The organism is Stenotrophomonas sp. STEN008, from assembly GCF_056760435.1.
The window spans coordinates 38,660-64,794 of sequence record NZ_JBRRET010000017.1 but is presented as its reverse complement, the minus strand read 5'-3'; the positions used below and the strand labels follow the sequence as shown (position 1 = coordinate 64,794).

At 64.9% G+C, this 26,135-nt stretch carries 27 protein-coding genes, 6 tRNA genes and 1 riboswitch; of the genes, 12 read left to right on the top strand and 21 right to left on the bottom strand.

Annotated elements, in window-relative coordinates; all coding sequences use genetic code 11:
• Positions 1-55: 55 nt before the first annotated feature.
• On the bottom strand, positions 56-421 hold the full coding sequence (locus ACVOME_RS10410) for a DUF6164 family protein (RefSeq protein ID WP_053519804.1): 366 nt from the start codon (positions 419-421) through the stop codon (positions 56-58).
• 69 nt (positions 422-490) lie between these two features.
• Between ACVOME_RS10410 and ACVOME_RS10405 the strand changes: the two genes are divergently transcribed.
• Both ACVOME_RS10405 and ACVOME_RS10400 read left to right on the top strand, forming a co-directional pair.
• Positions 491-925, top strand: a complete 435-nt coding sequence (locus ACVOME_RS10405; RefSeq protein ID WP_053519803.1) for an FKBP-type peptidyl-prolyl cis-trans isomerase — start codon at positions 491-493, stop codon at positions 923-925.
• On the top strand, positions 912-2,159 hold the full coding sequence (locus ACVOME_RS10400) for a TIGR03862 family flavoprotein (RefSeq protein WP_481505063.1): 1,248 nt from the start codon (positions 912-914) through the stop codon (positions 2,157-2,159). Before ACVOME_RS10405 ends, ACVOME_RS10400 begins: the two co-directional genes overlap by 14 nt.
• 50 nt (positions 2,160-2,209) lie before the next feature.
• On the opposite strand, the gene ACVOME_RS10395 is transcribed toward ACVOME_RS10400, so the two are convergent.
• The 4 genes from ACVOME_RS10395 to ACVOME_RS10380 form a co-directional block, all read right to left on the bottom strand.
• A complete protein-coding gene (locus ACVOME_RS10395) occupies positions 2,210-2,671 on the bottom strand; it encodes a GNAT family N-acetyltransferase (protein WP_481505062.1) in 462 nt (153 codons plus the stop codon).
• A gap of 22 nt (positions 2,672-2,693) precedes the next feature.
• On the bottom strand, positions 2,694-4,316 hold the full coding sequence (locus ACVOME_RS10390; RefSeq protein WP_459040570.1) for an FMN-binding glutamate synthase family protein: 1,623 nt from the start codon (positions 4,314-4,316) through the stop codon (positions 2,694-2,696).
• Between the two features lie 55 nt (positions 4,317-4,371).
• Complete coding sequence (locus ACVOME_RS10385) at positions 4,372-5,658, bottom strand: nucleotide sugar dehydrogenase (protein WP_368865218.1); 1,287 nt, start codon at positions 5,656-5,658, stop codon at positions 4,372-4,374.
• A gap of 135 nt (positions 5,659-5,793) precedes the next feature.
• Complete coding sequence (locus ACVOME_RS10380) at positions 5,794-6,228, bottom strand: BLUF domain-containing protein (protein ID WP_065174913.1); 435 nt, start codon at positions 6,226-6,228, stop codon at positions 5,794-5,796.
• A 131-nt stretch (positions 6,229-6,359) separates the two neighbouring features.
• On the opposite strand from ACVOME_RS10380, the gene ACVOME_RS10375 reads away from it, so the two are divergent.
• Positions 6,360-6,446 (top strand) — tRNA-Leu (locus ACVOME_RS10375).
• Positions 6,447-6,496: 50 nt separating this feature from the next.
• On the opposite strand, the gene hemN is transcribed toward ACVOME_RS10375, so the two are convergent.
• Together hemN and ACVOME_RS10365 are read right to left on the bottom strand one after the other, a co-directional pair.
• Positions 6,497-7,906, bottom strand: a complete 1,410-nt coding sequence (gene hemN / locus ACVOME_RS10370) for an oxygen-independent coproporphyrinogen III oxidase (protein ID WP_481505061.1) — start codon at positions 7,904-7,906, stop codon at positions 6,497-6,499.
• A gap of 44 nt (positions 7,907-7,950) precedes the next feature.
• Positions 7,951-8,391 (bottom strand): group III truncated hemoglobin, encoded by a 441-nt coding sequence (locus tag ACVOME_RS10365; RefSeq protein ID WP_065175929.1) that lies wholly within the window; start codon positions 8,389-8,391, stop codon positions 7,951-7,953.
• 180 nt (positions 8,392-8,571) lie between these two features.
• Between ACVOME_RS10365 and ACVOME_RS10360 the strand changes: the two genes are divergently transcribed.
• Positions 8,572-8,859, top strand: coding sequence for a hypothetical protein (locus ACVOME_RS10360; RefSeq protein ID WP_053520310.1), 288 nt, complete (start codon positions 8,572-8,574; stop codon positions 8,857-8,859).
• The gene (locus ACVOME_RS10355) at positions 8,856-9,902 is read left to right on the top strand and encodes a 4Fe-4S dicluster domain-containing protein (RefSeq protein ID WP_481505060.1); all 1,047 of its coding nucleotides are present in this window, start codon (positions 8,856-8,858) and stop codon (positions 9,900-9,902) included. The genes ACVOME_RS10360 and ACVOME_RS10355 overlap by 4 nt, the downstream gene beginning before the upstream one ends.
• Before the next feature lies 1 nt (position 9,903).
• Here the strand turns inward: ACVOME_RS10355 and ACVOME_RS10350 are convergent, their stop codons facing one another.
• A complete protein-coding gene (locus ACVOME_RS10350; RefSeq protein ID WP_019337197.1) occupies positions 9,904-10,140 on the bottom strand; it encodes a hypothetical protein in 237 nt (78 codons plus the stop codon).
• Positions 10,141-10,489: 349 nt separating this feature from the next.
• On the bottom strand, positions 10,490-10,699 hold the full coding sequence (locus ACVOME_RS10345) for a helix-turn-helix domain-containing protein (RefSeq protein WP_053520301.1): 210 nt from the start codon (positions 10,697-10,699) through the stop codon (positions 10,490-10,492).
• 111 nt (positions 10,700-10,810) lie between these two features.
• Here ACVOME_RS10345 and ACVOME_RS10340 point away from each other — a divergent pair, with 111 nt between their 5' ends.
• The gene (locus ACVOME_RS10340; RefSeq protein ID WP_053520302.1) at positions 10,811-11,212 is read left to right on the top strand and encodes a hypothetical protein; all 402 of its coding nucleotides are present in this window, start codon (positions 10,811-10,813) and stop codon (positions 11,210-11,212) included.
• 22 nt (positions 11,213-11,234) lie between these two features.
• Positions 11,235-11,298: riboswitch (Fluoride riboswitch) on the top strand.
• An 81-nt stretch (positions 11,299-11,379) separates the two neighbouring features.
• Positions 11,380-11,772, top strand: coding sequence for a fluoride efflux transporter CrcB (gene crcB / locus ACVOME_RS10335; RefSeq protein ID WP_322523493.1), 393 nt, complete (start codon positions 11,380-11,382; stop codon positions 11,770-11,772).
• Positions 11,773-11,776: 4 nt separating this feature from the next.
• Here the strand turns inward: crcB and ACVOME_RS10330 are convergent, their stop codons facing one another.
• A complete protein-coding gene (locus tag ACVOME_RS10330) occupies positions 11,777-12,610 on the bottom strand; it encodes an AraC family transcriptional regulator (RefSeq protein WP_128989011.1) in 834 nt (277 codons plus the stop codon).
• Positions 12,611-12,743: 133 nt separating this feature from the next.
• Between ACVOME_RS10330 and ACVOME_RS10325 the strand changes: the two genes are divergently transcribed.
• On the top strand, positions 12,744-13,238 hold the full coding sequence (locus tag ACVOME_RS10325; protein ID WP_053520305.1) for a DUF6265 family protein: 495 nt from the start codon (positions 12,744-12,746) through the stop codon (positions 13,236-13,238).
• Positions 13,239-13,311: 73 nt separating this feature from the next.
• A complete protein-coding gene (locus tag ACVOME_RS10320; RefSeq protein WP_346480007.1) occupies positions 13,312-14,391 on the top strand; it encodes an alpha/beta hydrolase in 1,080 nt (359 codons plus the stop codon).
• On the opposite strand, the gene ACVOME_RS10315 is transcribed toward ACVOME_RS10320, so the two are convergent.
• The 4 genes from ACVOME_RS10315 to ACVOME_RS10300 all read right to left on the bottom strand — a co-directional run bounded on the left by ACVOME_RS10315 (position 14,388) and on the right by ACVOME_RS10300 (position 15,294).
• Positions 14,388-14,657 carry a hypothetical protein gene (locus ACVOME_RS10315; protein ID WP_053520307.1) on the bottom strand — a complete coding sequence of 90 codons (270 nt, stop codon included), beginning with the start codon at positions 14,655-14,657 and terminating at the stop codon, positions 14,388-14,390. The genes ACVOME_RS10320 and ACVOME_RS10315 overlap by 4 nt on opposite strands.
• Before the next feature lie 189 nt (positions 14,658-14,846).
• Positions 14,847-14,920 (bottom strand) — tRNA-Cys (locus tag ACVOME_RS10310).
• A 67-nt stretch (positions 14,921-14,987) separates the two neighbouring features.
• Positions 14,988-15,063: transfer RNA gene (locus ACVOME_RS10305), tRNA-Gly, on the bottom strand.
• A 155-nt stretch (positions 15,064-15,218) separates the two neighbouring features.
• Positions 15,219-15,294 (bottom strand) — tRNA-Gly (locus ACVOME_RS10300).
• Between the two features lie 450 nt (positions 15,295-15,744).
• On the opposite strand from ACVOME_RS10300, the gene ACVOME_RS10295 reads away from it, so the two are divergent.
• From ACVOME_RS10295 to ACVOME_RS10285, 3 genes are all read left to right on the top strand, one after another.
• Positions 15,745-18,009 (top strand): T6SS immunity protein Tdi1 domain-containing protein, encoded by a 2,265-nt coding sequence (locus ACVOME_RS10295; protein ID WP_481505059.1) that lies wholly within the window; start codon positions 15,745-15,747, stop codon positions 18,007-18,009.
• A gap of 303 nt (positions 18,010-18,312) precedes the next feature.
• On the top strand, positions 18,313-19,206 hold the full coding sequence (locus tag ACVOME_RS10290) for a hypothetical protein (protein WP_481505058.1): 894 nt from the start codon (positions 18,313-18,315) through the stop codon (positions 19,204-19,206).
• A 487-nt stretch (positions 19,207-19,693) separates the two neighbouring features.
• Complete coding sequence (locus ACVOME_RS10285) at positions 19,694-19,990, top strand: Imm70 family immunity protein (protein ID WP_481505057.1); 297 nt, start codon at positions 19,694-19,696, stop codon at positions 19,988-19,990.
• Positions 19,991-20,469: 479 nt separating this feature from the next.
• Here ACVOME_RS10285 and ACVOME_RS10280 read toward each other — a convergent pair.
• The 7 genes from ACVOME_RS10280 to kdsB form a co-directional block, all read right to left on the bottom strand.
• A tRNA-Gly gene (locus tag ACVOME_RS10280) sits at positions 20,470-20,545 on the bottom strand.
• A 178-nt stretch (positions 20,546-20,723) separates the two neighbouring features.
• Positions 20,724-20,799, bottom strand: a tRNA-Gly gene (locus ACVOME_RS10275).
• Positions 20,800-20,911: 112 nt separating this feature from the next.
• Positions 20,912-21,541, bottom strand: coding sequence for a CDP-diacylglycerol--glycerol-3-phosphate 3-phosphatidyltransferase (gene pgsA, locus ACVOME_RS10270; RefSeq protein ID WP_053519958.1), 630 nt, complete (start codon positions 21,539-21,541; stop codon positions 20,912-20,914).
• Positions 21,542-21,559: 18 nt separating this feature from the next.
• Positions 21,560-23,404 carry an excinuclease ABC subunit UvrC gene (gene uvrC, locus ACVOME_RS10265; protein ID WP_053519959.1) on the bottom strand — a complete coding sequence of 615 codons (1,845 nt, stop codon included), beginning with the start codon at positions 23,402-23,404 and terminating at the stop codon, positions 21,560-21,562.
• Complete coding sequence (locus ACVOME_RS10260) at positions 23,401-24,813, bottom strand: hypothetical protein (protein ID WP_279941777.1); 1,413 nt, start codon at positions 24,811-24,813, stop codon at positions 23,401-23,403. The genes uvrC and ACVOME_RS10260 overlap by 4 nt, the downstream gene beginning before the upstream one ends.
• Positions 24,810-25,298: a low molecular weight protein-tyrosine-phosphatase gene (locus ACVOME_RS10255; RefSeq protein WP_111186051.1), complete on the bottom strand. Its 489-nt coding sequence runs from the start codon at positions 25,296-25,298 to the stop codon at positions 24,810-24,812. The genes ACVOME_RS10260 and ACVOME_RS10255 overlap by 4 nt, the downstream gene beginning before the upstream one ends.
• A complete protein-coding gene (gene kdsB, locus ACVOME_RS10250) occupies positions 25,295-26,068 on the bottom strand; it encodes a 3-deoxy-manno-octulosonate cytidylyltransferase (RefSeq protein ID WP_111186050.1) in 774 nt (257 codons plus the stop codon). Before kdsB ends, ACVOME_RS10255 begins: the two co-directional genes overlap by 4 nt.
• Positions 26,069-26,135 lie beyond the last annotated feature (67 nt).

Below are 26,135 nucleotides of genomic sequence, written 5' to 3'. Positions count from 1 at the left end.
GCCTGGCCGCCATCGGGTCAGGCCCCCGGGGTCAATGATCGGCGGCTGGAGCGCCCTACCCCCGCAGCAGCATGAACGGCAGCAGCACCAGGGCAGCAGCGCCCAGCATCGCCAGCAGTACCAGCACGACATACAGCGGCCGGCGCCGCAGCAGGCTGCCGAAGGTCTCGGCCGTGCCATCACGCAGGGCCTGCTCACGCTCGGCCCGGATGCGTGGCGCGCGCTCGGCCTGGTACTCGGCCATCAATGCCTTGGCGCGCGCATGATCACCGTCCTCGCGCAGCCACAGCCCGCCATTGGAAATGCCCCAGGGGCTGGGCTCGGTGCGGTACCAGGCGATGCCGTGGCGATCCAGGAGGGTGCAGACGTCGGCATATTCGTCATCGCCGACATTGCGCAGATTGAGCAGGAGTTTGGCCATGGCGCCATGATACCCGGCGCCGATGCGCTACCCTTGCCGCCCTCGCCCTGCGCCCGACGGAGATGCCCGATGCGCCGACTGCTGCTTCCCCTGTTGCTGTCCCTTGCTGCTGCCGGCTGCTCGATGGAGCCGTCCGGCCCACCACCGGGAGGCACGCTGACCACCTTCGAGCGCATCGACACCCAGCCCGGTACCGGGGCCGAAGCGGTGGCGGGCCGGAAGGTCACCGTGCACTACACCGGCTGGATCTACGACAACCGCACCGAGAGCAAGCATGGCAAGACATTCGACAGCTCGGTCGGACGCGGCCAGCCGTTCACCTTCGTGCTCGGTGCCGGCCAGGTCATCCGCGGCTGGGATGAAGGCGTGGCCGGCATGAAGGTCGGCGGCAAGCGCACCCTGATGATCCCCCCGGACCTGGGCTACGGCAGCCGTCGCGCCGGCCCGATCCCGCCGGGCTCCTCGCTGGTGTTCGATGTCGAGCTGCTCGATGTCCAACCCTGATCCGCATGCACCGCGCCGCGTGGCTGTCGTCGGTGGCGGCCCGGCGGGGCTGTTCGCCGCGGAGCGCCTGCGCGCTGCCGGCCTGGACGTGGATCTCTATGAAGCCAAGGGTTCCCCCGGTCGCAAGTTCCTGATCGCCGGCAAGGGCGGGCTCAACCTGACCCACTCCGATGCGCGCCCGCTGTTCGACAGCCGCTACCGCGAGCAGGCCGGTGAAGTCGGCCGCTGGCTGGACGGGTTCGACGCGCAGGCACTGCGCGACTGGGCCGCCGATCTCGGCGTGGAGACCTATGTCGGCAGTTCCGGCCGCGTGTTCCCGGTCGATCGCAAGGCTGCGCCCCTGCTGCGCGGCTGGGTGCGCCGCTTGAAGGAGCAGGGCGTACGCCTGCACGTGAATCACCGCTGGTGCGGATGGGCCAGCGACGGCGCGCTGCGCTTCAACACCGAAGACGGCCACCTCGACGTGCACGCTGATGCCACCGTGCTGGCGCTGGGCGGCGGCAGTTGGCCGCACCTCGGCAGCGACGGTGCCTGGGTGGCACCGCTGCAGGCACGCGGCGTGGACATCGCACCGTTGCAGGCCGCCAACTGCGGATTCGACGTTGACTGGACGCCCCTGTTCGCCCAGCGCAATGCCGGTGCCCCCTTGAAGCCAGTGGTGGCGCACTGGATCGACCTGACAGGCCAACCACGGTCACTGCAGGGCGAATGCGTCGCCAGCGACTATGGCATCGAAGGCAGCCTGATCTACGCGCTGTCGGCCGACCTGCGCGAAACCATCAACCGCGAGGGGTGTGCGCCATTGTGGCTGGACCTGGCACCGGGCCGCGATGAAGCACGCCTGCTGGCCGATCTGTCGCGTCCACGCAAGGGCCGCAGCTTCGGTGAACACCTGCGCCGCCAGGCCGGGGTGGACGCAGTGAAAGCGGCACTCGTGTTCGAGCACCTCGGCAAGGACGCGGGCAACGATCTTGCTGCAGTCGCAGCGACGCTCAAGCGCCTGCCGCTGAAACTGCTGCGCCCGCGGCCGATGGCCGAGGTGATCAGCACAGCCGGAGGGGTAAGGCTGGACGCGCTCGATGCAGGGCTGATGCTGCGTGCCCTGCCCGGCGTGTTCTGCGCCGGTGAAATGCTGGACTGGGAAGCGCCGACCGGCGGCTACCTGCTGACGGCCTGCTATGCCAGTGGCCTGCGCGCCGCCGAAGGCGTGATCCAGTGGTTGGCCACACGCTGAATCGCCTGCGGTAGCAGCGGGCGTGGCCCGGCGCTACCGGAAGCAGCGCCTCACCACGGCCTTCGCATGCGTACAGAGGCGAGTGGTACCCCGCTGGGATGGGGATAGCTTTCCTCGCGTTCGCGGATGAAACCCTGCCGCTGATAGAAGGACACGGCATTGAGCGAGGCCGACAGCACCGCCTCGCGCCCCGGATCGGCCAGCGCCAGCAGACGCTGCATCAGCGCCTGGCCGATACCCTGTCCGCCACGATCCGGATCGACGAACAGCGCATCCACCTCATTTCCATCGATATCAAGTACGCCAAAACCGAGCAGCTCGCCCTGCCCGCCTTCGGCCACCACGCATCCGCCCTGCGACAACAGCCGCGGATACTGCGCCGGCGGCGGCGACGCCGCCCAGGGTGCGATCACCTCCGGCGGATAGTGACTGCTGCAGGTCTCGCGCACGCACCTCGTGCGCAGGGCCCACAGCGGCGAGACATCGTCGATCGTCCCGGTCCTGAACTGCATGCAACCTCCGTGTGGAACCCCATCACCGCGACTTGCTGGCTCTCAGCGCCTGGATCCGCGCCGGCGGCTGGAATGAATCACTGCGCGCATCTGCCCAGAACGCATGGAATACCGCGTGATCCGGCACCCGCCGCAGCAGTTCTCCCGGCTCCAGATAGCGATACAGCGTCGCCAGCGAGCGGATCTCCACCGGCGACACGCGGCGCAGGATGTGCTCCGGCCCCAGTTCGGCCGGATCATTCAGGCCGGCCGCGCACAACAGCTCCTTCAGGGCATGCAGCGTGTGCTCGTGGTAGCTGTGCACGCGCGTGGCCTTGTCAGGCGCGTCGAGGTGCTTCCAGCGCGCCGGGTCCTGCGTGGCGATGCCGGTCGGGCACTTGTCGGTGTGGCAGCTCAACGACTGGATGCACCCCAGTGCGAACATGAAGCCACGACCGGCATTGCACCAGTCCGCGCCGAGCGCGATGGTCCGGGCAATGTCGAATGCGCTGGTGATCTTGCCGGCCGCACCGATGCGGATGCGCTCGCGCAGGTCCAGCCCGACCAGGGTGTTGTGGACCAGCAGCAGCGCCTCGTGCATCGGCACGCCCACATGATCAACGAACTCGGCCGGTGCCGCGCCCGTGCCGCCCTCGGCGCCATCGACAACGATGAAGTCCGGCAACAGGCCGGTCTCCTGCATCGCCTTGGCGATGCCGAACCACTCCCAGGGATGGCCGATGGCCAGCTTGAAGCCGACCGGTTTGCCACCGGACAGTTCGCGCAGGCGGGCGACGAACTGCAGCAGTTCGACCGGCGTGGAAAACGCCGAGTGCCGCGACGGAGATACACAGTCCACCCCCATCGGCACGCCACGGGTCACGGAGATCTCGGCCGTCACCTTCGGCGCGGGCAATACGCCGCCATGACCGGGCTTGGCCCCCTGGGACAGCTTGATCTCGATCATCTTCACCTGGTCATGGGTGGCGTTGGCGACGAACCGCTCTTCGCTGAAACCGCCCTTCTCGTCGCGGCAACCGAAGTAGCCCGAGCCGATCTCCCAGACCAGATCGCCGCCCATCTCACGGTGGTACGGCGAGATCGAGCCTTCGCCCGTATCGTGATAGAAGCCGCCACGGCGTGCGCCTTCGTTGAGCGCGCGGATCGCGTTGGCCGACAGCGAGCCGAAGCTCATCGCCGAGATGTTGAACACACTGGCCGAATAGGGCTTGGCGCAGCCTGCGCCGATCAGCACACGGAAATCGTGCCGGGCGATGGTGGTCGGTGCCAGCGAATGGTTGATCCATTCGTAGTCCACCGCATATGCACTACGCAGCGTGCCGAACGGCACCGTATCCATCTCGTTCTTGGCACGCTGGTAGATCAGTGCACGCTGCTGGCGCGAGAAGGGCACGTCTTCCAGATCACTCTGCACGAAATACTGGCGGATCTCCGGGCCGATCGATTCCAGCCCGTATCTGAAGTGCGCCATCACCGGATAGTTGCGGCGCAGGGTGCTGCGCTTCTGCAGCAGATCCCAGGTCCCCAGCGCCACCATCGCGGCGGTCAGACCGACGCCCCAGTACCAGGCAGGCCATATCGCGGCCAGCCACAGGCAGACGGGGAACATCAGGATGGCGAGCAGGTAGACGATATACCGGTGCATGGCGTTCCTTGGTTGCAACTGCAGCCGAGTCTACCGCGCCCGCCATCATCAACGCCTACAGGCGATCGTCGACCACGCTGCGCGGCCAGGCCGATTTCACGTCATACACCAGGCCGCCGGGCGCCAGCAGGCCGCGGATGCGGGCTTCATCCATCGCCTTGAAACTGGCATGCGCCACTGCCAATACGACCGCGTCGTAACAGCCGGCCTTCGGCTCGGCCAGCCACCGCACACCGGCATCGGCCAAGGCCGCCGGGCCCACCCATGGATCGCTGACATCGACCTGGGCGCCTGCGTGTGCCAGGCGCTGCGCCAGCTCCAGCGCACGACTGTTGCGCAGATCGGGGCAGTCTTCCTTGAAGGTGACGCCCAGCACCAGCACGCGCGCCTGGGCCGCGGTCCGCCCGCGCTCGGCCAACATGGCCAGGACGCGCATGGCCACGTGCTCGCCGACACGGTTGTTGACCTGCCGCGCGGTGTGGATGAGGTCCGGGTGGTAACCCACACTTTCCGACTTGTGCAGCAGGTAGTAGGGATCCACGCCGATGCAGTGGCCACCGACCAGACCGGGACGGAACGGCAGGAAATTCCACTTGCTGCCCGCGGCGTCCAGCACGTCCTGGGTATCGATGCCGAGACGGTCGAAAATCAGCGCCAGCTCGTTGACCAGGGCGATGTTGACGTCGCGCTGGATGTTCTCGACCACCTTGGCCGCTTCGGCCACGCGCATCGATGGCGCCGGGAAGGTGCCTGCGTCGATGATGCGGCGGTACAGCCCATCGACCACCGACGCCACCTCCGGTGTCGAACCCGAGGTGATCTTGCGGATGTCCGCCAGACGGCGCTGGCGGTCCCCCGGGCTGACCCGCTCCGGACTGTAGCCGCAGTAGAAATCTTCGTTGAATCGCAGGCCCGAACCCTGCTCCAGCAAGGGCACGCAGACTTCCTCGGTCGTGCCGGGATAGACCGTGGACTCGTAGATCACCAGATCGCCGGCGCGCAGATGGCTGGCGATCAACCGCGTCGCCGAGCGCAGGGGTTCCAGATCGGGCTGCTCGTAGGCATCGATGGGCGTCGGCACGGTGACGATGTACACGTTGCACTCGTCCAGCCGCGCAGGGTCGCTGCTGTACTCCAGCTGGCGTGCAGCGGCGAGTTCCCCGGCCTCCACCTCCAGCGTGTGGTCCTGGCCCGCGCGCAGCTCGGCGATGCGTTCGGGGTCGATGTCGAAGCCGAGCGTCGGCTGTTCCCGGCCGAATGCCACCGCCAGTGGCAGGCCCACGTAACCCAGGCCGATCACCGCGAACCGGGGCGCTTCCGCCGCCGACACCGCCACGCTCATCAATGTACCCGCCATGCAGGCAGCGGCGGATCGCCCACTGCCGCCGCTTCGGCCATCACGCTCATTCGCTGCCCACTCCGGGAAGTCTTCGCAAGAGGGCTACAGCGTAACGGTGTCAGGACCTTGTCGCCAAGGTCAGGAGCCCAGTGCGACCGCGGCAGGCTCCAGCTCGCCATCGGCCCCGGTCCAGGCCTGCAGCAGGTGCTCGAACCCCACGCTGCCCAGCGTCAACCCCGGCCACGCCTCACCGACGATCTGTGCCAGCAGCTCCGCCTCGATGCGTCGCGTCCCCATGTTCCAGCGGGGGAACGCCCGCTGCGGCACGGGCGCCCGGCACAGCACCTTCAGCTGGGTATGGCTGCGGGCATTGAGGATGCGCGGGAACACCGAATCGATACCATCCTGCGGACCTTCGAGATACTGCAGGAAGCGTGTACCGTCGAACATCAGCACCCCGGTGACGCCAGCCACGCGATTGAACGCCGTGGCATCGGCCAGCAGGCGGTCAAGATCGGATGTCCGCAGATCGGCGCGGGCATCGCTGACGTAGGCGATCGCGTAGAGCGACATCAGGTGGCTCCCCCCCTGGGAACGATGGTCGGGACTATGGCATGAATGGGCGCTACAGTTAAGCGCGCCGTGCGATGCCCGGCCGCCGGTGCTGGAGCCCCCGCTGGGCTACAATCGGCGCCGCACTGCAGGCCCGGATGGCGAAACTGGTAGACGCATCGGACTTAAAATCCGCCGACCGCAAGGTCATGCCGGTTCGATTCCGGCTCCGGGCACCAGGGCTTTCGGGCTGTTTGCGACACGCAGTGGCGTGAACCTCCCAACCACTTCAGATCGCGCGCGAATAGCGCGGCTGCTCGTGCTCTGCACGCAGATGGGGATCGAAGCACATCGCCAGCAGGCGCAGAAGCGGCCGGCCGCGTTCGCTGGCACGGACCACGCCATCGCGATACTCGACCAGGCCATCGTCCTGAAGCCGTTGCACGGCGCACAGGTCCTCGGCGAAGTAGTCGTCGAACACGATGCCGTGGCGATCGCCGAGCGCGCGTCCGTCGACCTCTCCCTGGCACATCAGCTGCTGGATCAGGTCTGCGCGCAGCTGATCGTCGGCGCTGAGCGCCACGCCACGCCAGACCGGCAGCTGGCCCTGATCGACCGCACTCTCCCAGGACGGCAGGTCGCGTGGGTTCTGGCTGTAGGTCGCACCGATATGACTGATCGCGCTGACGCCGAGGCCCAGCAGGTCGGTATCGGCATGGGTGGTGTAGCCCATGAAGTTGCGATGCAGCTGGCCAGCGCGCTGGGCGCGCGAAAGATCCTCTTCCGGCAGCGCGAAATGATCCATGCCGATGTACTGGTAGCCCGCTGCGGACAGCTGCTGCACGGCAAGTCCCAGCAGCGCAAGCTTGTCCTCCGGCGAGGGCAGCGCGCGCTCGTCTATCTGCCGCTGCGCGCGGAACAGATGCGGAAGGTGCGCGTAGCCATACACCGCCAGTCGGTCCGGTCGCAGTGCAAGCACCTGCTCGAGAGTGCGGCCGAATCCTTCCTGGCTTTGTCCCGGCAGCCCGTAGATGAGATCCACGTTGACCGATCGCATGCCGCTGTCACGACAGGCATGCAGGATGTCCAAGGTCTGCTGCACACCCTGCACACGGTTGATCGACGCCTGGACCGAGGGATCGAAGTCCTGCACGCCCAGGCTGGCGCGATTGAAGCCCAGCCGTGCCAGCATCGCCACGTCACGCGTTTCGATGAAGCGTGGATCAAGCTCGATCGAGAAATCGCGCTCGGCCGAGCAGCTGAAGTCAAAACGCCGGCGAAGGCCGTCGATCAGCGTGGTCATTGCCTCGGCATCCAGGAAATTCGGCGTTCCGCCCCCCAGGTGCAGCTGGATCACCTCACGGCCCTTCTGGAACTGCGGCGCCAGCAGATCGGCCTCGGCCAGGACCCGTGAGACGTAGCTGTGGCCACGGCTTCGATCACGGGTGATCACCCGGTTGCAGCCGCAGTAGAAGCACGGGCTGGAGCAGAACGGGACATGCACGTACAGCGACAGCGCGCGCGCCAGCAGGTCGCTGTCCGCGATCGCCTGGCGCAGTGCGGGCGCGCCGAAACCATCGTGGAAGTGCGGAGCGGTCGGATACGAGGTGTATCGCGGTCCGGGCCGGTCATGCCGGCGCAGCAGATCGGGGTCGAAGGTCCAGGCCAGGCCGCCGGCAGCGGGAGAGAACGTGTCCATGCCGCCAGCATCGCGCCGGACAGTCAGTGCCGCCTTGACCCAGATCAATCCCGCGCAGGAACGCCCAGCACCGGCAGCGCCACCTGCGGCCAGCGCAGCATCTGGTACCGGCGCCAGAACGTTTCCGCAATGCGCGCGGCCACATCATCGGCCAACGCCTGCATCGGTGGATTGCCGCATTCGGCGGTGGTGCGCCGGAACAGCGCGAGCCAGCGGTCGAACAGGTCCTTGTCCAGGGCGATGGCCATGTGCTTGGACATGGGCGATCCCTTGAAGCGACGCGTTCCCCTGAGCATTGCGGACCAGAAATCCACCAGTTGCGCCAGATGCCCGGGCCAATCGTGCACATGCGCGTCGAACACGGGGCCCAGACGCTCCTCCTCACGCACGCGTGCATAGAAGTCGTGGACCAGACGGGTCACGTCCTCTTCGGTACACAGCGCGGGCGAGGCGACAGGCGGGACGAGCGATGGCGTTGCGTTCATCTGAGGCACCAGGCGATTGCCGGCAGGGTGCGCCAACCGGCCGGCACCGCCGTTGATCCAGATCAATGTCGGCGCGCGTGGGCGCGCCTAGGCTGACATGCCTGCAGGAAACATGCCCTGCGGATGCTGCGCCAGCCATGGCGGAGTATACGCGCCGCCCCCTTCCCGACCCGCGACCGCATGAATACACCCACTTCGTCCCCGCGTCAGCGCCTGATCCAGCATTGGGGCGCCATCCTCTGGCCCAGTTTCATCGCCGCCGGGCTGGCCAGCGTGGTGTTCTTCGCTTTCGTCGACCCGTTGCGCCTTCAGGCCATCAGTTTTCCGGGCACGGCGATCAGTCGCGAACTCGGCTACACGGTCGGCTTCTTCATGTTCTGGGCGGTGACGGCGCTGTCCAGCGCGATCACCGGATATCTGCTGCGGCCGATGCCGGCAGACGCAGATGATGAGCTGCCTCTGGGATGAACGCACCAAGGCCCCCTTCCCCACCGTGGCGATGGCGTGGCGCACTGCGGCTCGGTGTGCTGGTTGGCTTCCTTGGGCTGCCCTGGTTGCGCTGGGACGGCCGCCAGGCGCTGCTGCTGGACCTGGACGCACGTCGCTTCGACCTGTTCGGCTGGACCCTGTGGCCCGACGACGTTGGCCTGCTGCTGGGCCTGCTGCTGGCGCTGGCGATGGCACTGGCGCTGTTGACCCACCTCGCCGGCCGCATCTGGTGTGGCCATGCCTGCCCGCAGACGGTGTGGAGCTACGCCTTCAGCCTGATCGACAGCTTTCTTGCCCAACGCCTGCCACGCGCCCAGGCGCGTCCTGCCACGCAGGCCGCATGGTTACTGCTGTCGCTATGGACCGGCATCACCTTCGTGGGATTGTTCAGCCCGATCACCGGCCTCGTCACCGCCAGTGTCCAGGGCGGCTGGAGTGGCTGGGAAACCTTCTGGGTGCTGTTCTACACGGCAGCCACATGGGGCAACGCCGGCTTCCTGCGGGAGCAGGTCTGCCGTTCGCTGTGCCCCTTCGCGCGCGCACAGCCGTTGCTGGTCGACCCGCAGACCCCCCGGATGCTGTATGACGCGCGCCGCGGCGAACCCCGCGGGCCCCGGCCTGCTGGCCTTGGCGGCGTGATCGGCCGCGGTCGCGGGCTGCTCGATCCGACCTCCGCGCAGGACTACGTGTTCCGCGCCGCGCACCCATGGCTGGCCGGCCCCATGCCCACCTTCAGCGCCGACCGCCTCGGCGACTGCACCGATTGCGCGGCCTGTCTCCACGCCTGCCCGATGCAGCTCGACATCCGCCAGGGCCCGCAGGCCGACTGCCTGGCCTGCGGCGCCTGCCTGGATGCCTGCGAGCAGCAACAGTCCCGGGCCGGTTTCGGTCCGGGACTGATCCGCTACTGCAGCCCGCAGACGATGGCAGGGCAGCCGCGGCGCGGGTGGCGACCGCGGACCGTGGTCCTGGCATCGTTGCTGCTGGTGCTGCTGAGCGCTGGCGCCTGGCACCTGCTCTGAATCAGCGCGACCCGTTGGCGTGCGGAGGCACCAGCTGGGCACGCCGTACGATTCCGAGCTGCTCGATGATCAGCGCCATTTCATTGGTCACTTCCGTGCGCTCGGTCCCCTGCGGGACAAGCCGGTCCAGCACCTGCTGGTACGTGTCCCAGAAGGCAGGGCCGCATCCGTGTTTGTGATAGCTGGCTTCCAGTTCGCGGCGTACCCGTTCAGCCAAGCCATGCATGCCGTATTCCATACGACCTCCGTTGGACTTGTCCTGCATCGTTGACGGTCTACCGACTCACTTGCGTGCTGAAAGACTCCCGGGCTTCACGACCGGTTGACCTCAATTAGTCACAGATTTCACGACAGGTCAATTACATGCGGCGACTTTTTCGATTGAAATTATTAATCGTTCACATAACGGTCTGTGATCGGCACAGGCAAAAGAAGGGGCCGATCCCGACGCCGTGGTGCCTCCGTCGCCAAGGCAGCTTCGTGGCGCGATCAATCGCAACGCGGGTTTCGATCAATTTTCCCTATATTGATAAGCATGCTTAACACATACCGCAAAGCGTGCTAAATACGACATTTGCAGACGCAACCTAGCTTGATTCGTCTTCAGAGGCCTCAGCCCAAGGGAACAGGTCGGGATGGCGCTGGTGGAGGATGAACTGTCGCAATGGAGGAATGGGCGCTTCCTGGGGCCATTGCGACACAGCGGATCGCGTTATGCCAAAGAACTGCGCCAGCTCGGCGTCGGTCTGGAATCCCAGGCGCGTGCGCACCTGCCGTTTGCTCCAGAAATCGGTCATGGTCGGTCCTGTCGTTAACCAGACTTATTCTTGCGGCAAGGATTCTTTCGCTTCCACGCGTTAAGCTGGCTTGCATAGATGAATACTCTCGGCCAACGACTCGCCATTGCCATGAAGAAAGCCGGGCACCCACGCCCGGCCGATCTGGCCCGCGCCGCCGCTTCAACGACGGCGACCATCAGCAACTGGCTCAACGACCACGTCAGCCCCTCACATGTGAAGGCCGAACAGCTGTTCCGGATCGCCGACGCAGCCAAGCTGGATGCACGCGAACTGCTGTACGGCATCCATGGGCGGGGCGTCGGCGAACGCACCAGCTATTACATGCCCAGCGAAGCGCACCTGGATGTCTGGCAGGATGCCTATGAACTGGTGAGCGTGCTGGTCGCCGAGAAGGGCCTGGAGATCGACCACCGGCGCCACGCGGCACTGGATCTGCTGGCATTCGAACTGTTGATGGATGGCGTCAGCCGCAGCAGGGTGGCCCGCGTGGTGATGACCTCCCTGCCCTGACCGGGTCGGCGCTGGTAGCATGGTCACCGATGGGGATGGGGCTCCCCCGATAACCGCCAGGCATGGCTGATGGCTCCTGCTGTGACGAACCGGGCGTTCGTCGATGGCAGGCCGTGCCCGCCATCGCGTTCGCCTCCGCATCTGCGAACACGTACTCGAGGCCCGCCATGCAAGCACTGAACAATTACGTCCTGGTCTTCCTGGGAGGCGGCGCCGGCGCCTGCCTGCGCCATGCCTGCAACCTGATCGGCACGCGGGTCGCCGTCGGCAGTCCATGGCCCTGGTCCACCTTCCTGGTCAACATCAGCGGCGCCCTGCTGATGGGGGCGGTCGTCGAGGCCTTCGCCCTGCGCAACGGCGCATCGCCGCAGCTGCGGCTGCTGCTGACCACGGGCATCCTCGGCGGCTACACCACCTTCTCCACCTATTCGCTGGAGATCGGCCTGCTGCTGCAACGGGGGCAGCACGGACTGGCCGCGCTGTATGCAGGGGGATCGATCGCGCTGGGACTGGCCGGCCTGTTCGTGGGCATGAAGCTGGCCCGCCTCGCGCTGGGCTGAACGCTCAGGCCGCGGAGGTCCGCACCTGCCCCCGCCACTGCCGGGGCGATTGCCCGGTGTGCGCCTTGAACGCACGCGAAAGCGCCGCTTCACTGCCGTAGCCCACCTCGTCGGCAATCCGCTTCAGCGGTCGGCCCTGGCGCAGGGCCTGCTGCGCCAGGCCTACGCGCCAGCCCTGCAGGTACTGGCCGGGGGTGGTGCCCATCGCCTCACGGAAGCTCGCCGCGAATACGCTGCGCGACATTCCTGCGACGTCGGCAAGGTCTTCCAGCGTCCATGCCTGCGACGGCGCCTCGTGCATCGCGACCAATGCCAGACGCAGGCGCGGATGACCGAGGCCAGCAAACAGACCGCCGCGCATCTCACCGCCTTCCATCAGCTGCCGCAGCACCTGGATCATCACCACCTCGAACAGACGATTGACCATTGCCGCACGGCCACAACGCTGCTCGAACGCCTCCTCGAACAGCAATTCCAGCACCGCATCGCTGCCGTGCAGGTCCGCCAGTGGCAGGCAGATGAAATCAGGCAATGCGGCACTGATCGGATTGAGCCGGCCGCCTTCGAAATGCAGGTTGGCGCAGGCCATGTCGGCACCGAGGTGCGGGTCGGTCTGGAAACGGTGGGGCATCGGCCTCGGGTACAGCAGCAGGCTGGGCACCTCGACCTGCACGGTCTGTTGTCCATGGCTGACCTGCACCGGTCCACGCCGTACCAGATGCAGCTGGCCGGCTTCGTCCTCCCCCTCCAGGCTGTTGATGCCGCACAGTGCACCGGCGTGGAAGACCGACGCAGTGACCGCGAAACGCTCAAGCAGGACGGCGAGGCGATCCACCATGTCGGACTCCAGGGCAAGCAGAAGGGGGAGGAACCCGCAGATCGTATCGAATTCGGCGTCATTGTGTGCGGCGCTGGCCGCCGGCGCTGCGCGGCGCTATACAGGGGCCACCGTCCCGCGCATGGAGCCCACGATGTCGAACCGGATCGCCCGCGCCGTGTTGCCTCTGCTGCTTTTCGCCACCCATGCGCAGGCCGCTGCAACCGCAGACATTGAACAGCTCGGCTGGCTCTCCGGCTGCTGGCAGCTGGACGGGCAGCCACCTGGAGCCGGTGAGCAGTGGTCCACCGTGGCCGGCGGAACGATGTTCGGCAGCAGCCGCAGCCTGCGCGACGGGCGCACCGTGGGTTTCGAGTTCATGCAGCTGCGCCAGCACGACGATGGGCGGCTGGTGTTCACCGCGCTGCCCTCCGGCCGCAACGCTACTGATTTCAGTGCCGTCCGGGTGGAGGCCGACGAGGTCGTCTTCGAGAATCCGGCCAATGATTTCCCGCAACGGATCACCTATCGCCGCATCGCTGGGCAGCGCCTGCACGCACGTATCGAGATCGCACAGGACGATCCGGCAAAGGCCATGGATTTTCCGATGCACCGCGTCGCCTGCGGCGGGCCGGTGATGGCCCCCTGACCTGACGCATTGCAGCGGGCACGGCACCGCGGCCGGTTCTATGCTCGGCGTATCACCTGCCCGGATGAACACGATGCGTGCCCTTCTCCGACTGACCCTGGCACTGGCCCTGGCGTTGCCTTCCATGCCGCTGCTCGCGGCGCCGCCCGCCCCGCCACGCATGCTCAGTGGCGAGCTGCAGGGTGCGCCGTGGCGCCTGGACATCCCTGCGGACTGGAACGGCGATCTGGTGATGCTGGCGCACGGTTACGAGCCGGTGGGCACGCCACGCGAATCGCCGATGGCCGCCAACGAGGCGACCGCACCTCTGCTGGCGGCCGGCTACGCGGTCGCACAGAGCGCCTACGCGAGCCAGGGGTGGGCGGTGGCCGATGCCATCAACGATGTGGAACGCCTGCGTCAGCACACGCTGGCCGGTTTGAAGGGCGTGCGCAATACCTGGCTGCTCGGTTTTTCGATGGGCGGTGCGGTGACCGTGGCGAGTCTCGAACGGCATCCGGCCCACTACGCCGGTGGTGTTTCGCTATGCGGCGCCAACCTGTCAGGCGAGCAGCTGGCCGGCGACCTGCTCACCACCGTGGTCGCGTTCGACTACTTCTTCCCGCATGCCGAAGGACTGCCTGCTGCTGGCCTGGCATCCAGCGAAGCCGCTTCGGTACCACAGGGCGAGCTGTACCAAGGCATCGTCAACGCCCTGCAACGCGCGCCGCACTCCGCTGCACTGCTGGCCGCACAACTGCAGGTCGCATCCGATGCGCTGCCCGGAACGATCAGCCTGCACGCGCTGGTCCTGCACGAACTGGCCAAGCGCAGTGGAGGCATGCCAGTCGGCAACATCGGCGTCGTCTATCGTGGATTCGGCGATGACGTCGCGTTCAATGCAGGGGTGCAGCGCATCGCTGCCGTTCCCGCAGCACAGGCGCGTGTGCGCGAAACACTCGGATTGACCGGGGCGCTGAAGCGGCCGCTGGTGATCCAGTTCAACAACGACGATCCCACCATCGCACCGCGCATGCAGGAGCGCTACCCGCAACTGGCCGCGCACGCGGGTGCGACGCCGTTGCCGCGCGTACTGCCCGCAGCAGGCACGGGCCACTGTGGCTTCTCCGGAGAACAGGTGGTCGCGGCCCTGAAGGCCGCCGCGATGCGCTAGCCGCCCAGCGTGCCCATGGTGAAGGTGTAGCCGCTGCTCATCAGGAACTCACGCATGCGCATCTCGGCACGACGCGGCGATGCCAGGTTGGCAGGCCCGTACAGCGCGTAGACCACACCTGCCCCCTCGATGGCCTCGCGCCGGACCCCGCAGTGGCGGGTTTCCGAAGCGGTGCTCCAGCCATCGCGCAGGCGCTCCGGTCCGATCGATTGTCCGTTCATCAGCCGGAATGTCAGCCAGCGTACTTCCGTTGTGGGTTTGCTCATTGCCGATCCACCGCCTGTCCGCCACGCGCCATAGTCTCCCTGCCTGCCATTGCCGCGCCCGAAGGCCTCTGCACTGACCATACCCCCTTCCCATGTCGTAGGCGGCTGAGACTGGGACGTCAGGCACGTTTGGCAGCGCAGGATGACGGCGCAAAAAAAAAGCCCTGACCGAAGTCAGGGCTTTTCAATTGGAGGCCTCAAGCGGAATCGAACCGCTGTAAACGGATTTGCAATCCGGTGCATAGCCACTCTGCCATGAGGCCAACGTACTGCGCGCCAGGAATGGAGCCCCTGACATGACAAAACCCCGCGATGGGGCCTGTCGGAACATGGAGCGGGAAACGAGACTCGAACTCGCGACCTCAACCTTGGCAAGGTTGCGCTCTACCAACTGAGCTATTCCCGCATAGGCTGTCATGATACCGGAAGCCCGGAACTCACACCAGCGATTTCACACCTGATTTCACTTTTCTGACTGCGCGAAAAGCCTTGTGGCTCAACGGGCCCCGCCTTGCCAAGTGCGGGAGAAAAACAAGGCCCCAACCGGGGCCCTGTAGAATCTGGAGCGGGAAACGAGACTCGAACTCGCGACCTCAACCTTGGCAAGGTTGCGCTCTACCAACTGAGCTATTCCCGCAGATTCTTCGACCTGCGTCGAAGGAGCGCCATTGTGTCGAAGTTCCTTCACGCCGTCAACAGTCTTTGGAACAGTCTCACGCTTCCGCGCTGGGTACGCCGCCCGCCCAGCCCCGCTCGCACGCGACGGGCCCTGTCGATCCTCCGCTGCACCTGCTGGTCGCGCGGCTGCACTGTCCGCTGACGACGCTGGGGATGGAAGGGTATGGACGGGTACCGCGCCTACTCCTGCGCAGACGATGCATCCATCGTGATCGCTGCTGGCGCTGTGCGCCGTCTCGACGATGAACGGTGAACGCTGGACCCACGCCTGTTGCTGCCACTTTTCGGAGTAGTTGCATAGCTCCTGATCAGTCCCATACAGGACAGTAGCTGCCCCGAGCTCTCGAGTGCCGGCAGTGTTCTGATCGACCGCGCCACGCAGCGACCTCTTGTCGAGTCAGGACCACCCATGCAGCAATCGAACCTTCTGGATTCTCATCGCCTCAGCAACGCAGACGCAGAGGCTCTCGAGAACCTGATGCCCGCCGGAATTCGCAATCAGTTGATCAAGCGTGGGCGATCAGTCTTCAGAAATGGACGGATCCAGCTGTGCCATCCGCAGGATCTGGCAATGGTGATGGAGCTGGCGCTGCGGCAGGTTCCGGATCTCGCTCCATCGGACACACTCGCCTACGCCTACTCCGCGTTCGGCACCATCTACTTCGTCCATACGAAATACGGCCCGGGCCAGATCGATCTCTTGAGGGGTTCAATCCTCTGCAGGCGACTGACGGACAACAAACTGTCACCGGCTTGTATCAGCGGAACTGCAACTTCTGTCTTCCGGCTGCCTGACGAGAAGCTGGATCTGGTAGGCCATGACGGCCTTCCACTGTTCGAGGCAGCAGTGCTGAAGCATGGCCCCCTGGGTGTAGGCCAATGCTTCGGATTTTTCCCCGCACTCGGCCTTGGAGGCGCCGCACAACGTGACTCATTGCAGGTAGTCGATGCAGCGGTGCACTTCTCTATGCTGGCCCAGCTCGTTGAGTTTCGGCTCTTCCAGGAACTGTGGAATGGCGAACTCATCGCGATCACGCGAGTACCGCCCGCACCGACGCTTGAAAAGATCGTTGCCCGGCTTTCTCCGGAGTGCCCCTTCCAGGTGGTCCGCTACGAGGACGTCAAGGACGAGGTCCCAGAGGACTCGCTCTATCGTGAGGAGGGATACGCCACCGAGAACTCAAGCACCCTGGTTCTCCTCGCACCCGGGAACCTGATGCTCGACACGCTGGATCTGGACAACCCGCTGGCCCCATGGCAGGAAGAAGAGGAAGCACTGAGTGAGCACATACGGTTCATCCTGGTCCGCGGCAATCTGGAAATCGCTCGCCACATTCACAGCCTGGAGACCGACGGCGCGTGTGGACTTGTTGTCTCGGGCGATCTGACGACATCCAATGCGGTCGTCGGTGGGCAGGAGATCAGAGTGGGCGGCAGTCTCCGTGTCAAAGAGCTGTACTGGGGCGACTACAACCACGGCTATCTGCACGTTGTCGGCTCTGCCGAGGTGTCTCTGCTCATCCAGACGGACTACTCCGTAGAGATCGAGGGTTCGATCCAGTGCCTGCGCAGAATTGACGATGTCGACGCCATGGATGGAGATGAGCTGGCACAGCTCATCGATCCCGACTGCCTTTTCAGAGAAGACCCTCATCCGGATAGCAGCTGGTCACTGGACGCGGCAGCGATTGTTGAACGGTGGGCCGCTGGCGGAAGCGTCATTCGCAAGGACGGCCTGACAGCGGCAGATCCCCTGCTGTGCACGCTCAGCCTGTTCAGCGATGCCAATATCAGCCCAGAGAACTTCCTGCGGATCTGTGGCGAGGACATGGTGCCGAAGGACACGTGCAGCTATCAGTTCAACCGGGGCGGAATCTCACTTTGCGTACACGTGGACATCGCGCATCCGGAAGCTCCCGTGTACATCGTCCAGATGGAGGCTGCGTCAGAAGGGATTGGCGCTCGCCTGGTAATGGAGCGTACGGAGACAAGCGTCGGTCTGATTGATCGGCTTCTGGGACGCCAACCTGAAAAGGGCTGGGGTCTCTGGAAGTACATCTGCAACGATACGGCCCAAGATGAAGCCGAATGGACCCAGGTTGAGGCGGAGGAAATCCACCCTCCCTTCGTGGAGTTGATCCTCACGGGTTGGCGCTTCCTTCAAGAAGGAGTGTGCAGTCGCCATTGGGCCACGCAGATCATTTCTCCCACAGACATCTGCACCCTTCTGGGGCTGGAGATCTGCCAACCTTACGATGACTACGAGGATGAGGATCGGTGCGGCCTCTGGGTCGGCCATTGCCATGCGGCTTTTCGCCAGCAGACAAGTGGGCCAATCCCTGAAGAGCCCCTCCTTCGCCTATCCAGGGAACTGCGTCAACCCGACGGGACCAGCACTATCGAGAGCTACTACTACGACGTTGAAATCTGTATGGACGGCGAGAAGCGCGTCCGTATCCGCCACAAGGATGACCAGGATAGAGATGAGCCCGCGGTCCAGATTGATCCGGTCGGAGGGCCTGAGCTCGCGGATGCGTTGCGACTATTCAAGATCGGCGCTCGGGAAATGCGTCGTGCCAACGCCGACCTGCTGGACGGCCAGGCGCCCTACTTCGCAAAAGACGATGGCTTCGCGATGCGGTATTGGAGAGAGCGGGGTTACCTGACCCGGTAGACGAAGGCGACTGCCGCCCTGCAGGGTCAGAACGATCTGCGCAACTCGCGTTGGTCGTTTGGCTGCTCCCCAGAAGTTTCCGGGGAACGACGGCATCAAGGAGGCCCTTCGAAAGCCGCAGCAAACCAGGCACCTATCCGCTGAAAGTCCGGACTTCCTCGATCTTATTCCCGCCTGCAATGGAAGGTCGCCGGGCCTACCCGCAAGAAGGGTAGAGCCAAGGAATACGACCCACCTATTGATGACCTAAGCGATGGCTGCGCAGAACGCTTTAGCCGCCTCCAAGCCTACGCTGGAGAGAAAATGAACGCTACAAAACAGATGGACAAGCTAGACAAAAGAGTTCGCAACTGGATAAAGCAATGGCTCCAGTCCCCCATAAACAAAGAGCTCTTCCTGACAGAGCCATCGAACACCATCTCCGAGTACATCGAGAGCAAGGCCGAGCACGTGCCATGCGACGCTCGCCCCTACAGGATCAATGCAATTATTACACGCAGCGACATCATCCAAGACCTCGGCACCACATTCCCTCATCGAAAGGTATGTTATGAACTCAAGGATGTCCCTCGAGACGTAGCCCTTCCCAGAGGGTGGGATAGATTCGGGCTGAGCTTTGATATCGCGCCAGCGTATCCCGATGGTTGGACCTCATTTTCAGATGAATTCCCATCAACGATTGCACTGCTCAACGACTGCCTGCTGGGCACCGTAGTGCTACTGAGCGCCAAAGTCGAAATGGCATATGTTTTTCATGACGGCGATAGCTTCTTCTATTACGTAGGTGGGACACCTGTAGAACGGAATGCAGCCAAGAAGATCAGAAAGTTCAGGAACCTTCCCGCCAGGCTTCAAGATTTCTATCGCGAAGTGCACGACGGGTATGCCTTTTTTCCCGCCCACTCAATGGGTCCGCAATGTCTTGCCGACCAGTCACGGATTTCCGATTTGATTGAGGAGGAAGACGATTCTTCTGCTGAGAATTGGACCACGGTGTTCTCAAACGGCGGCGGAGACTATGTCGCGGTGGACTCAAGTAGACATACCGATACCGAAGGCTTGATATGGTGGCATGAAGACCCTGCCAATCCAGAGTTTGGAATTGATATTTTTGAAGTCATGGATGCATGGATGATGGTCTTCCTGGAGAACACCAAGCGTCGCGAATATTTCTTTTCCGACCTCAATAATTATTGACTACCAATTCAGCATCCTCCTGTAGGGTTGACCAGAGTACCTAAGCAGGCTACTGACCTGACAGGCATCAAGCAGGCAGATCATCCTGACATCCTTTCTCAACGAGGGAGACCCTATGCGCACATCTGACTTTACCGAGGCGCAGTCCATTGCAACGCCTAAGCAGACCGACGCAAGCGCCTTGGTCAAACCCGCCTGTCGCCAAGCGGGCACATGCTTTGGGCTATCGCAGGCACTATGGTGCGCACCGCCTGTAGGTTGGACAGTCCGCGATGCAGAACTGATCACCGAGATCGCCAGGTTCGCTGGATGATCCAGAAGCCAATCAAGAAACCGGGTATGGAGACGGAGGCAACCATGGCAGTTGGCATCAGACTTGGTCAAATAACAGACGAGATTGGAAGCGTCGGGTTCTTATACTGCTTCTTCTCAACGATAGCCGTAAATCTTGAACCTTCGGGCTGGGGCTCCCCGATTTCCATTAATAATGGGAAATCTATACAAGGGAGAACTGCCATCAACAGAAGCGAACGCCGCACTCATTGAGCTTAGAACCATTGAGCTCGAGCTTTCGCAGATCAACCCGGGAAACGTGGTATGGAGCTACGAGGAGCCCAACATCCTTCCTCCGCGGGGCAGAGAAATATCAGGAGGCATTACCTCCCTCGGCAATTACTTCATGACGTCTTCGGGCCGGGAACTGATTCCTATGCTCGAAGAGATCCTGATAGAGGCAGCCGAGCATAACGATGACAGCTACCCTGTAGACATCGTCAAGTACTGAGCCGCCCCCAGCTCGGCGCTTGGCCAATTGCCCGCCTAGATCTCGAATCCTTGCCGATTCCCAGACCTCCAGTTGATATGCAGTAGCCATCAACAACCCAAGTCAGGAGAATCAACGCCATGGGGAGTAACCCAGACGCCGCAGTCTATTTTTCCAATGATGTTCCCCGTGCAGACACGCGCAACTCTCTACAGTTCGCCATGAGTGGCACCACGTCATATCAATCGCCCGTTCGATCCTTCCCTGCGTGCGCCACCCTTCCCTTCCTGAGTACACGGCCGCAGTGCCCGAAACGCACGACGCTCCGCCTTCAGCAACAAACCGCCGGGGTGAGAGTCTGGGTTGCATGGACTAATGTCTGGACTGAAAAGGTCCGTGTGCCGACAGATCGCAGTGAGCCAGGCTGAAACGAAAAAAGACGCCGAAGCGCCTTTTTTCAATGAACTACAGTCTTCCTTGGAAATCTGCAGATCCATAATTGGAGCGGGAAACGAGACTCGAACTCGCGACCTCAACCTTGGCAAGGTTGCGCTCTACCAACTGAGCTATTCCCGCAGATTCCGTTCGACCTGCGTCGAAGGAGCGCTATTGTGTCGAGATTGCAGCAATGCGTCAACAGAAATCTCCTCGGCGATTCCCGTTTTCCGTTCAGGTTCGGATGAGCGGAAAGCCCGGCAATCCAGGGCCGGCACGACATAAAAAAAGAGAGGCCAGAGGCCTCTCTTTCAGAATCTGGAGCGGGAAACGAGACTCGAACTCGCGACCTCAACCTTGGCAAGGTTGCGCTCTACCAACTGAGCTATTCCCGCTTGGGAGGCGAAATTCTACCCATTCTGGAAGGGGCGTCAAGGCCTTTTTTCAACCGCGCGCGTCCAGCACCAGCGCCCTTCGCACCCGGATGGGCATCCGGTCTGCCGCGGATCAACCGTTGCCCAGCTTCTTCTGTCGTGAGCGCTCGCGTGCGGCACGCTCGTCCTCGCGCAGGCTCGGCCAGGCCGCGTGCAGATACTGCAGGCCGGACCACAGCGTCAGCACTGCCGCGATGGCCAGCGTCCAGTCACCGATGTGGAAGATCGGCCAGCCCATCCAGATGTCCTCGACCGCCACGCTGGGCGCGACCGAGTACAGCAGGCACAGCAGCGCAACCATCTGCGCGGTTGTCTTCACCTTGCCGATCATCGCCACCCGCACCTTGGCACGCTGGCCAAGCTCGGCCATCCATTCGCGCAATGCCGAGACCGCGATTTCGCGGCCAACGATGACGGCGGCCCAGAACGCCATCCACGGCGTCGGATGCCCCTGCACGATAAGGAACAGCGCCACCGCCACCATCAACTTGTCCGCCACCGGGTCGAGAAAGGCGCCGAACGCCGATTCCAGCTGATAGCGGCGGGCGATCCAGCCATCGAGCCAATCGGTGATCGCGGCCAAGCCGAAGATCGCCGCCGAAGCGAAGTTGGTCCAGGTGTAGGGCAGGTAGAACACCAGCACCAGCACCGGGATCATCACGATCCGCAACAGCGTCAGCCAGGTGGGCAGGGTCAACTTCATGCTTGCGCGCTTCTCTCTCTAATCGGCCGCATCGGGCGTGGCCAACCCGTGCAGGTTAGCGTAGATACGGGCCGCGAGGGCATCATTGATGCCTTCCACCTTGGCGATCTCCGCTTCACCGGCCGCCTTCAGGCCGACCAGCCCACCGAAATGCTTCAGCAGGCTGGCACGACGACGCGGGCCGATGCCCGGGATGTCTTCCAGCCTGCTGGTCATGCGCGCCTTCTGCCGGCGGCCGCGGTGACCGGTGATGGCGAAGCGGTGCGCCTCATCGCGCACCTGCTGGATGAACTGCAGGGCGGGATTGGCGGCACCGGGGCGCAGCTCGCGGCCGTCGGGCATGACCAGCGCCTCATGACCGGCGCGGCGCTCCACGCCCTTCGCCACGCCCACCAGCAATACGCCCTCCACGCCCAGGTCGGCCAGCGCTGCCTGCGCCTGCGCCAGCTGGCCGGCGCCACCGTCGATCAGCAGCACGTCGGGCAGTACGCCCTGCTCTTCCACGGCACGGCGGAAGCGGCGGTCGATGGCCTGACGCATGGCGGCATAGTCGTCGCCCGGCTCGATGCCGCTGATGTTGTAGCGGCGATATTGGGCACGCACCGGACCGGCCGCATCGAAAACCACGCAGGACGCCACGGTCGCCTCACCCAGCGTGTGGCTGATGTCGAAGCACTCCACGCGCTTGACCGGCTCGGCCAGGCCCAGCATCTCGCGCAGGGCTTCGCTGCGCACGTGCTGCGCGTTGCGGCTGTTGAGCTCGGTGGCCAGCGTCAGCTGCGCGTTGCGGCTGGCCAGCTCCACATAACCGGCGCGCTCGCCGCGCACGTTCCACTTCAGCTGCACCTTGCGCTCGGCCGAAGCAGACAGCGCGGCCATCAGCAGATCGGCATCCGGAATCTCGCGATCCAGCAGGATCTCGCGCGGTGGCTCGAACTCGATGTAGTACTGGGAGACGAACGCCGCCAGCACTTCCTGCGGGCTGTCCTCGCCATTGGTGCGGGGGAAGAACGGGCGGGTGCCCAGGTTGCGCCCATCGCGGAATGCCAGCAGCAGCACGCAGGCCTGCGATCCCTGCATGGCCACGGCCAGCACGTCCAGGTCGGCGGCGCGGCCATCGACGTACTGGCGGGTCTGCATGCTGCGCAGCGACGAAATCAGATCACGCAGGCGCGCGGCCTGCTCGAACTCCAGCGCTTCACTGGCAGCCTGCATCTGCTCACCCAGTTCCCGGGTCAGCTCATCGCTCTTGCCTTCCAGGAACAGCGCCGCGCGGCGCACCGACTCGGCATACTCGCCTGCCGGTACCAGCTCGACGCAGGGGGCACTGCAGCGGCCGATCTGGTACTGCAGGCACGGCCGTGAGCGGTTGCGGAACACGCTGTCCTCGCAGCTGCGCAGCTTGAACAGCTTGTGCATCAGGTTCAGCGTCTCGCGCACCGCGGTGACACCCGGATACGGCCCGAAATAGCGGCCGGGGATCGCACGCGGCCCCCGGTGCAGGGCGATGCGCGGCCATTCCTCGCGGGTCAGCAGCACGTGCGGGTAGGTCTTGTCGTCGCGCAGGGAGACGTTGTAGCGCGGTGCCAGCGACTTGATCAGCTGGTTTTCCAGCAGCAGCGCCTCGGCCTCCGAGCGCGTGACAGTCACATCCATCCGCGTGATCTGCGAGATCATCGACATGATCCGCGCGTTCTTCGGGCTGCCATTGAAATAGCTGCCCACGCGGTTGCGAAGCGCGCGTGCCTTGCCGACGTACAGCAGGGTGTCGTCGGCGGCGTACATGCGGTACACCCCGGGGGCGGTACTGAGTTGGGCCGCGAAGGCCTTGCCGTCGAAGGCCGGGACGGGGACGTCGGTCATTCGCTGATCGGTACTTCGCTGAGTACGCCACTGTCAGGGTCGAAACGCAGCACGGCGTGCGCGTCGGTCTCGGCGATCCACACCGCGCCCGCGCCCACGGCCAGGCCGGCCGGGCCATGCAGGCGCCGTGGCAACGGTTGCGTGGTCAGTTCGCCGCCGCCCAGGCGCAGCGTGCGCAGGCGTCCGTTGCCGGTATCGGCAATCCACAGCAGCGGTGCGCCCGGACTCAGCGCAATCGCCTGCGGGAACTGCAGGCTGGCCTGGGCACGCGGGCCGTCGGCTTCGCCGAAACGCCACGTGCCCTGCCCGAGCAGCGTCTGCACCAGATCCCCACGCAGCTGCAGCGCGCGGATCGAAGACCCCAGCGCATCGGCTACGTACAGAACCTGTTGTACTACGGCAAGCGCGGTGGGTTGCGCGAAGGCAGCCAGATGCCCACTGCCGTCACGCTCGTCGATCGCGCCACTGCCTGCGCGCCATTGCAGGCTGCGCTGGCCGAGGTGGTAGCTCCAGATCCGGTTATCACCCGCCATGGCGATATGCAGCTGGTTGTCGGCGATGGCGAGGCCGACCGGATGATCCAGCGGCACCTGCCGCGGCTGGGCGACAGGCCCTTCCACCGGCGCGCCCGGGCGCCCATTGCCGCACAGGGTGTCGACCAGACCGGTCAACAGGTTGATCCTGCGGATGGCGTGGTTGCCGGTGTCGGCGACGTACAGGGCGTCGCGCTCGAGCACCAGTGCCTGCGGCCTGTGGAAGGCGGCCTCGGCCAGATTGCCATCCATGAAATCCGCGGTCCCCAGCCCGAACTGGCGGAGCACGCGGCCGCCATGGCTGCATTCGAGAATGCGGTGATGGCCGCTGTCAGCGATGTACAGGCGCTCGGTGCTGACCGCCAGGCCCAGCGGAAAGCGCAACGCATGCCGCGGCTCGGGGTGCAGCTCGTTGCCACCGCGCGGCGGGGCCGAGGGTGCACCCTCGCACAGTGCGTTCAGCGCGCGCTCGAGCTCGCCCGCAGCGCCCTGCCCGACCAGCCGCTGCCGCTCGCGTCCCTGCGCATCGAGAAGGATCAGGGTCGGCCACGCGGTGACGCCGAAACGGCGCCAGCCGTCCCAATCCGCATCCAGCAGTACCGGGGCGGTCAGGCCCTGGCGGCGCAGCAGTTTCAACGCGGCATCGGCGTCGCGCTCGAAGTCGAAGCGCGGCACCTGCAGCACCAGCGGCTGCAGCTTGCCCGGATGGCGCGACAGCCATTGGCCGAACTCGGCCAGGCGTTGTGCGCTCCAGGCAGAGGCAGCGTTGACGAACAGCAGCGCGACCGGCCGGCCGCGCAGTTCCGCCAGGGTGCAGGGGGTGGCGTTGAGCCAGGTGGCGAACTCGGGCAGGTCCGGGACAGGCTGGGCGTTCATGCCCTGATTATGCCGGAGTCGACGTCATGCAACAGTCGTGCCACCGCACGTTCTGCCGCTTGGTCAACCAGGGCCCAGACCTGCTCGAAATGATCGCTGCCACCGGTATACGGATCCGGAATGGCGGCCGCGCCCTGCCCGCCTGACCATGGCAGGTACAGGGCCAGGCGCTGGCGCTCCTGCGCGGTGGCCAACCGTCCGGCATCGCGCAGGTTGGCCTCATCGGCGCAGAGAATCCAGTCGAAGCGCTGGAAGTCATCGGCGCGCAGCTGGCGGGCACGCAGCCCGCTGATGTCAACGCCATGGCCGGCTGCGCAGGCGATCGCCCGCCGGTCCGGCGGCTCGCCCACGTGCCAGTCGCCCGTGCCGGCCGAATCGACCTGCACACGGCCGGCCAATGGGGATGCCTCCAGGCGCGCGCGCAATGCCCCCTCGGCCATCGGCGAGCGGCAGATGTTGCCCAGGCAGACGACCAGCAGCTTCATTGCGGGGTCATGGCCCGCAGCACCGCCTCGGCCCGCTCCAGGTCCTCCGGGGTGTCGATGCCAGGCGGAAACGCTTCAGGCGAGATGGCGACGCTGATCGGGAAGCCGGCTTCCAGCACGCGCAGCTGCTCCAGCGCTTCGATCTGCTCCAGCCGGCCCGGCGGCATCGCCGCGACCTGCTGCAGGAAGCCGGCGCGATAACCGTAGATGCCGATGTGACGAAGCCACTGGTGGCCTTCAGGCAGGGCCTCGCGGCTGCGTGCGAAACCGTCCCGGTGCCAGGCGATCGGGGCGCGGCTGAAGTACAGCGCCTCGTTGCGCACATTGCGCACCAGCTTGACCACGTTCGGATCGAACAAGGTCTCGGCGTCCTCGACCGTCGTAGCCAGGGTCGACATCGGCGCCGCGCCATCGACCAGCGCCTCGGCCACGGCGCGGATGCCGGCCGCCGGCGCGAACGGCTCATCGCCCTGCAGGTTCACCACCACGGTGTCGTCGTCCCAGCCGGCGATGCGCGCGCACTCGGCCAGGCGATCCGTGCCGGATGCATGCGATGCGGCGGTCATCGCCACCTTCACTTCGCCCAGGCCCGCCAGTGCGTCGGCGATCCGCTGATCGTCGGTGGCCACCCATACCTCGCGCGCGCCAGCCAGCAGCGCACGGCGCGCCACATGCAGCACCAGCGGATCGCCGCCGAGCAAGCGCAGCGGCTTGCCCGGCAGCCGCGAGGCGGCATAGCGGGCGGGGATGGCAACGACGAATTCAGTCATGCGGGCGGTACTCGGCAGGCTCGTTACAACGGGAATGTGGCCAGCGGCGCCTGATTGCAAGCGTCGC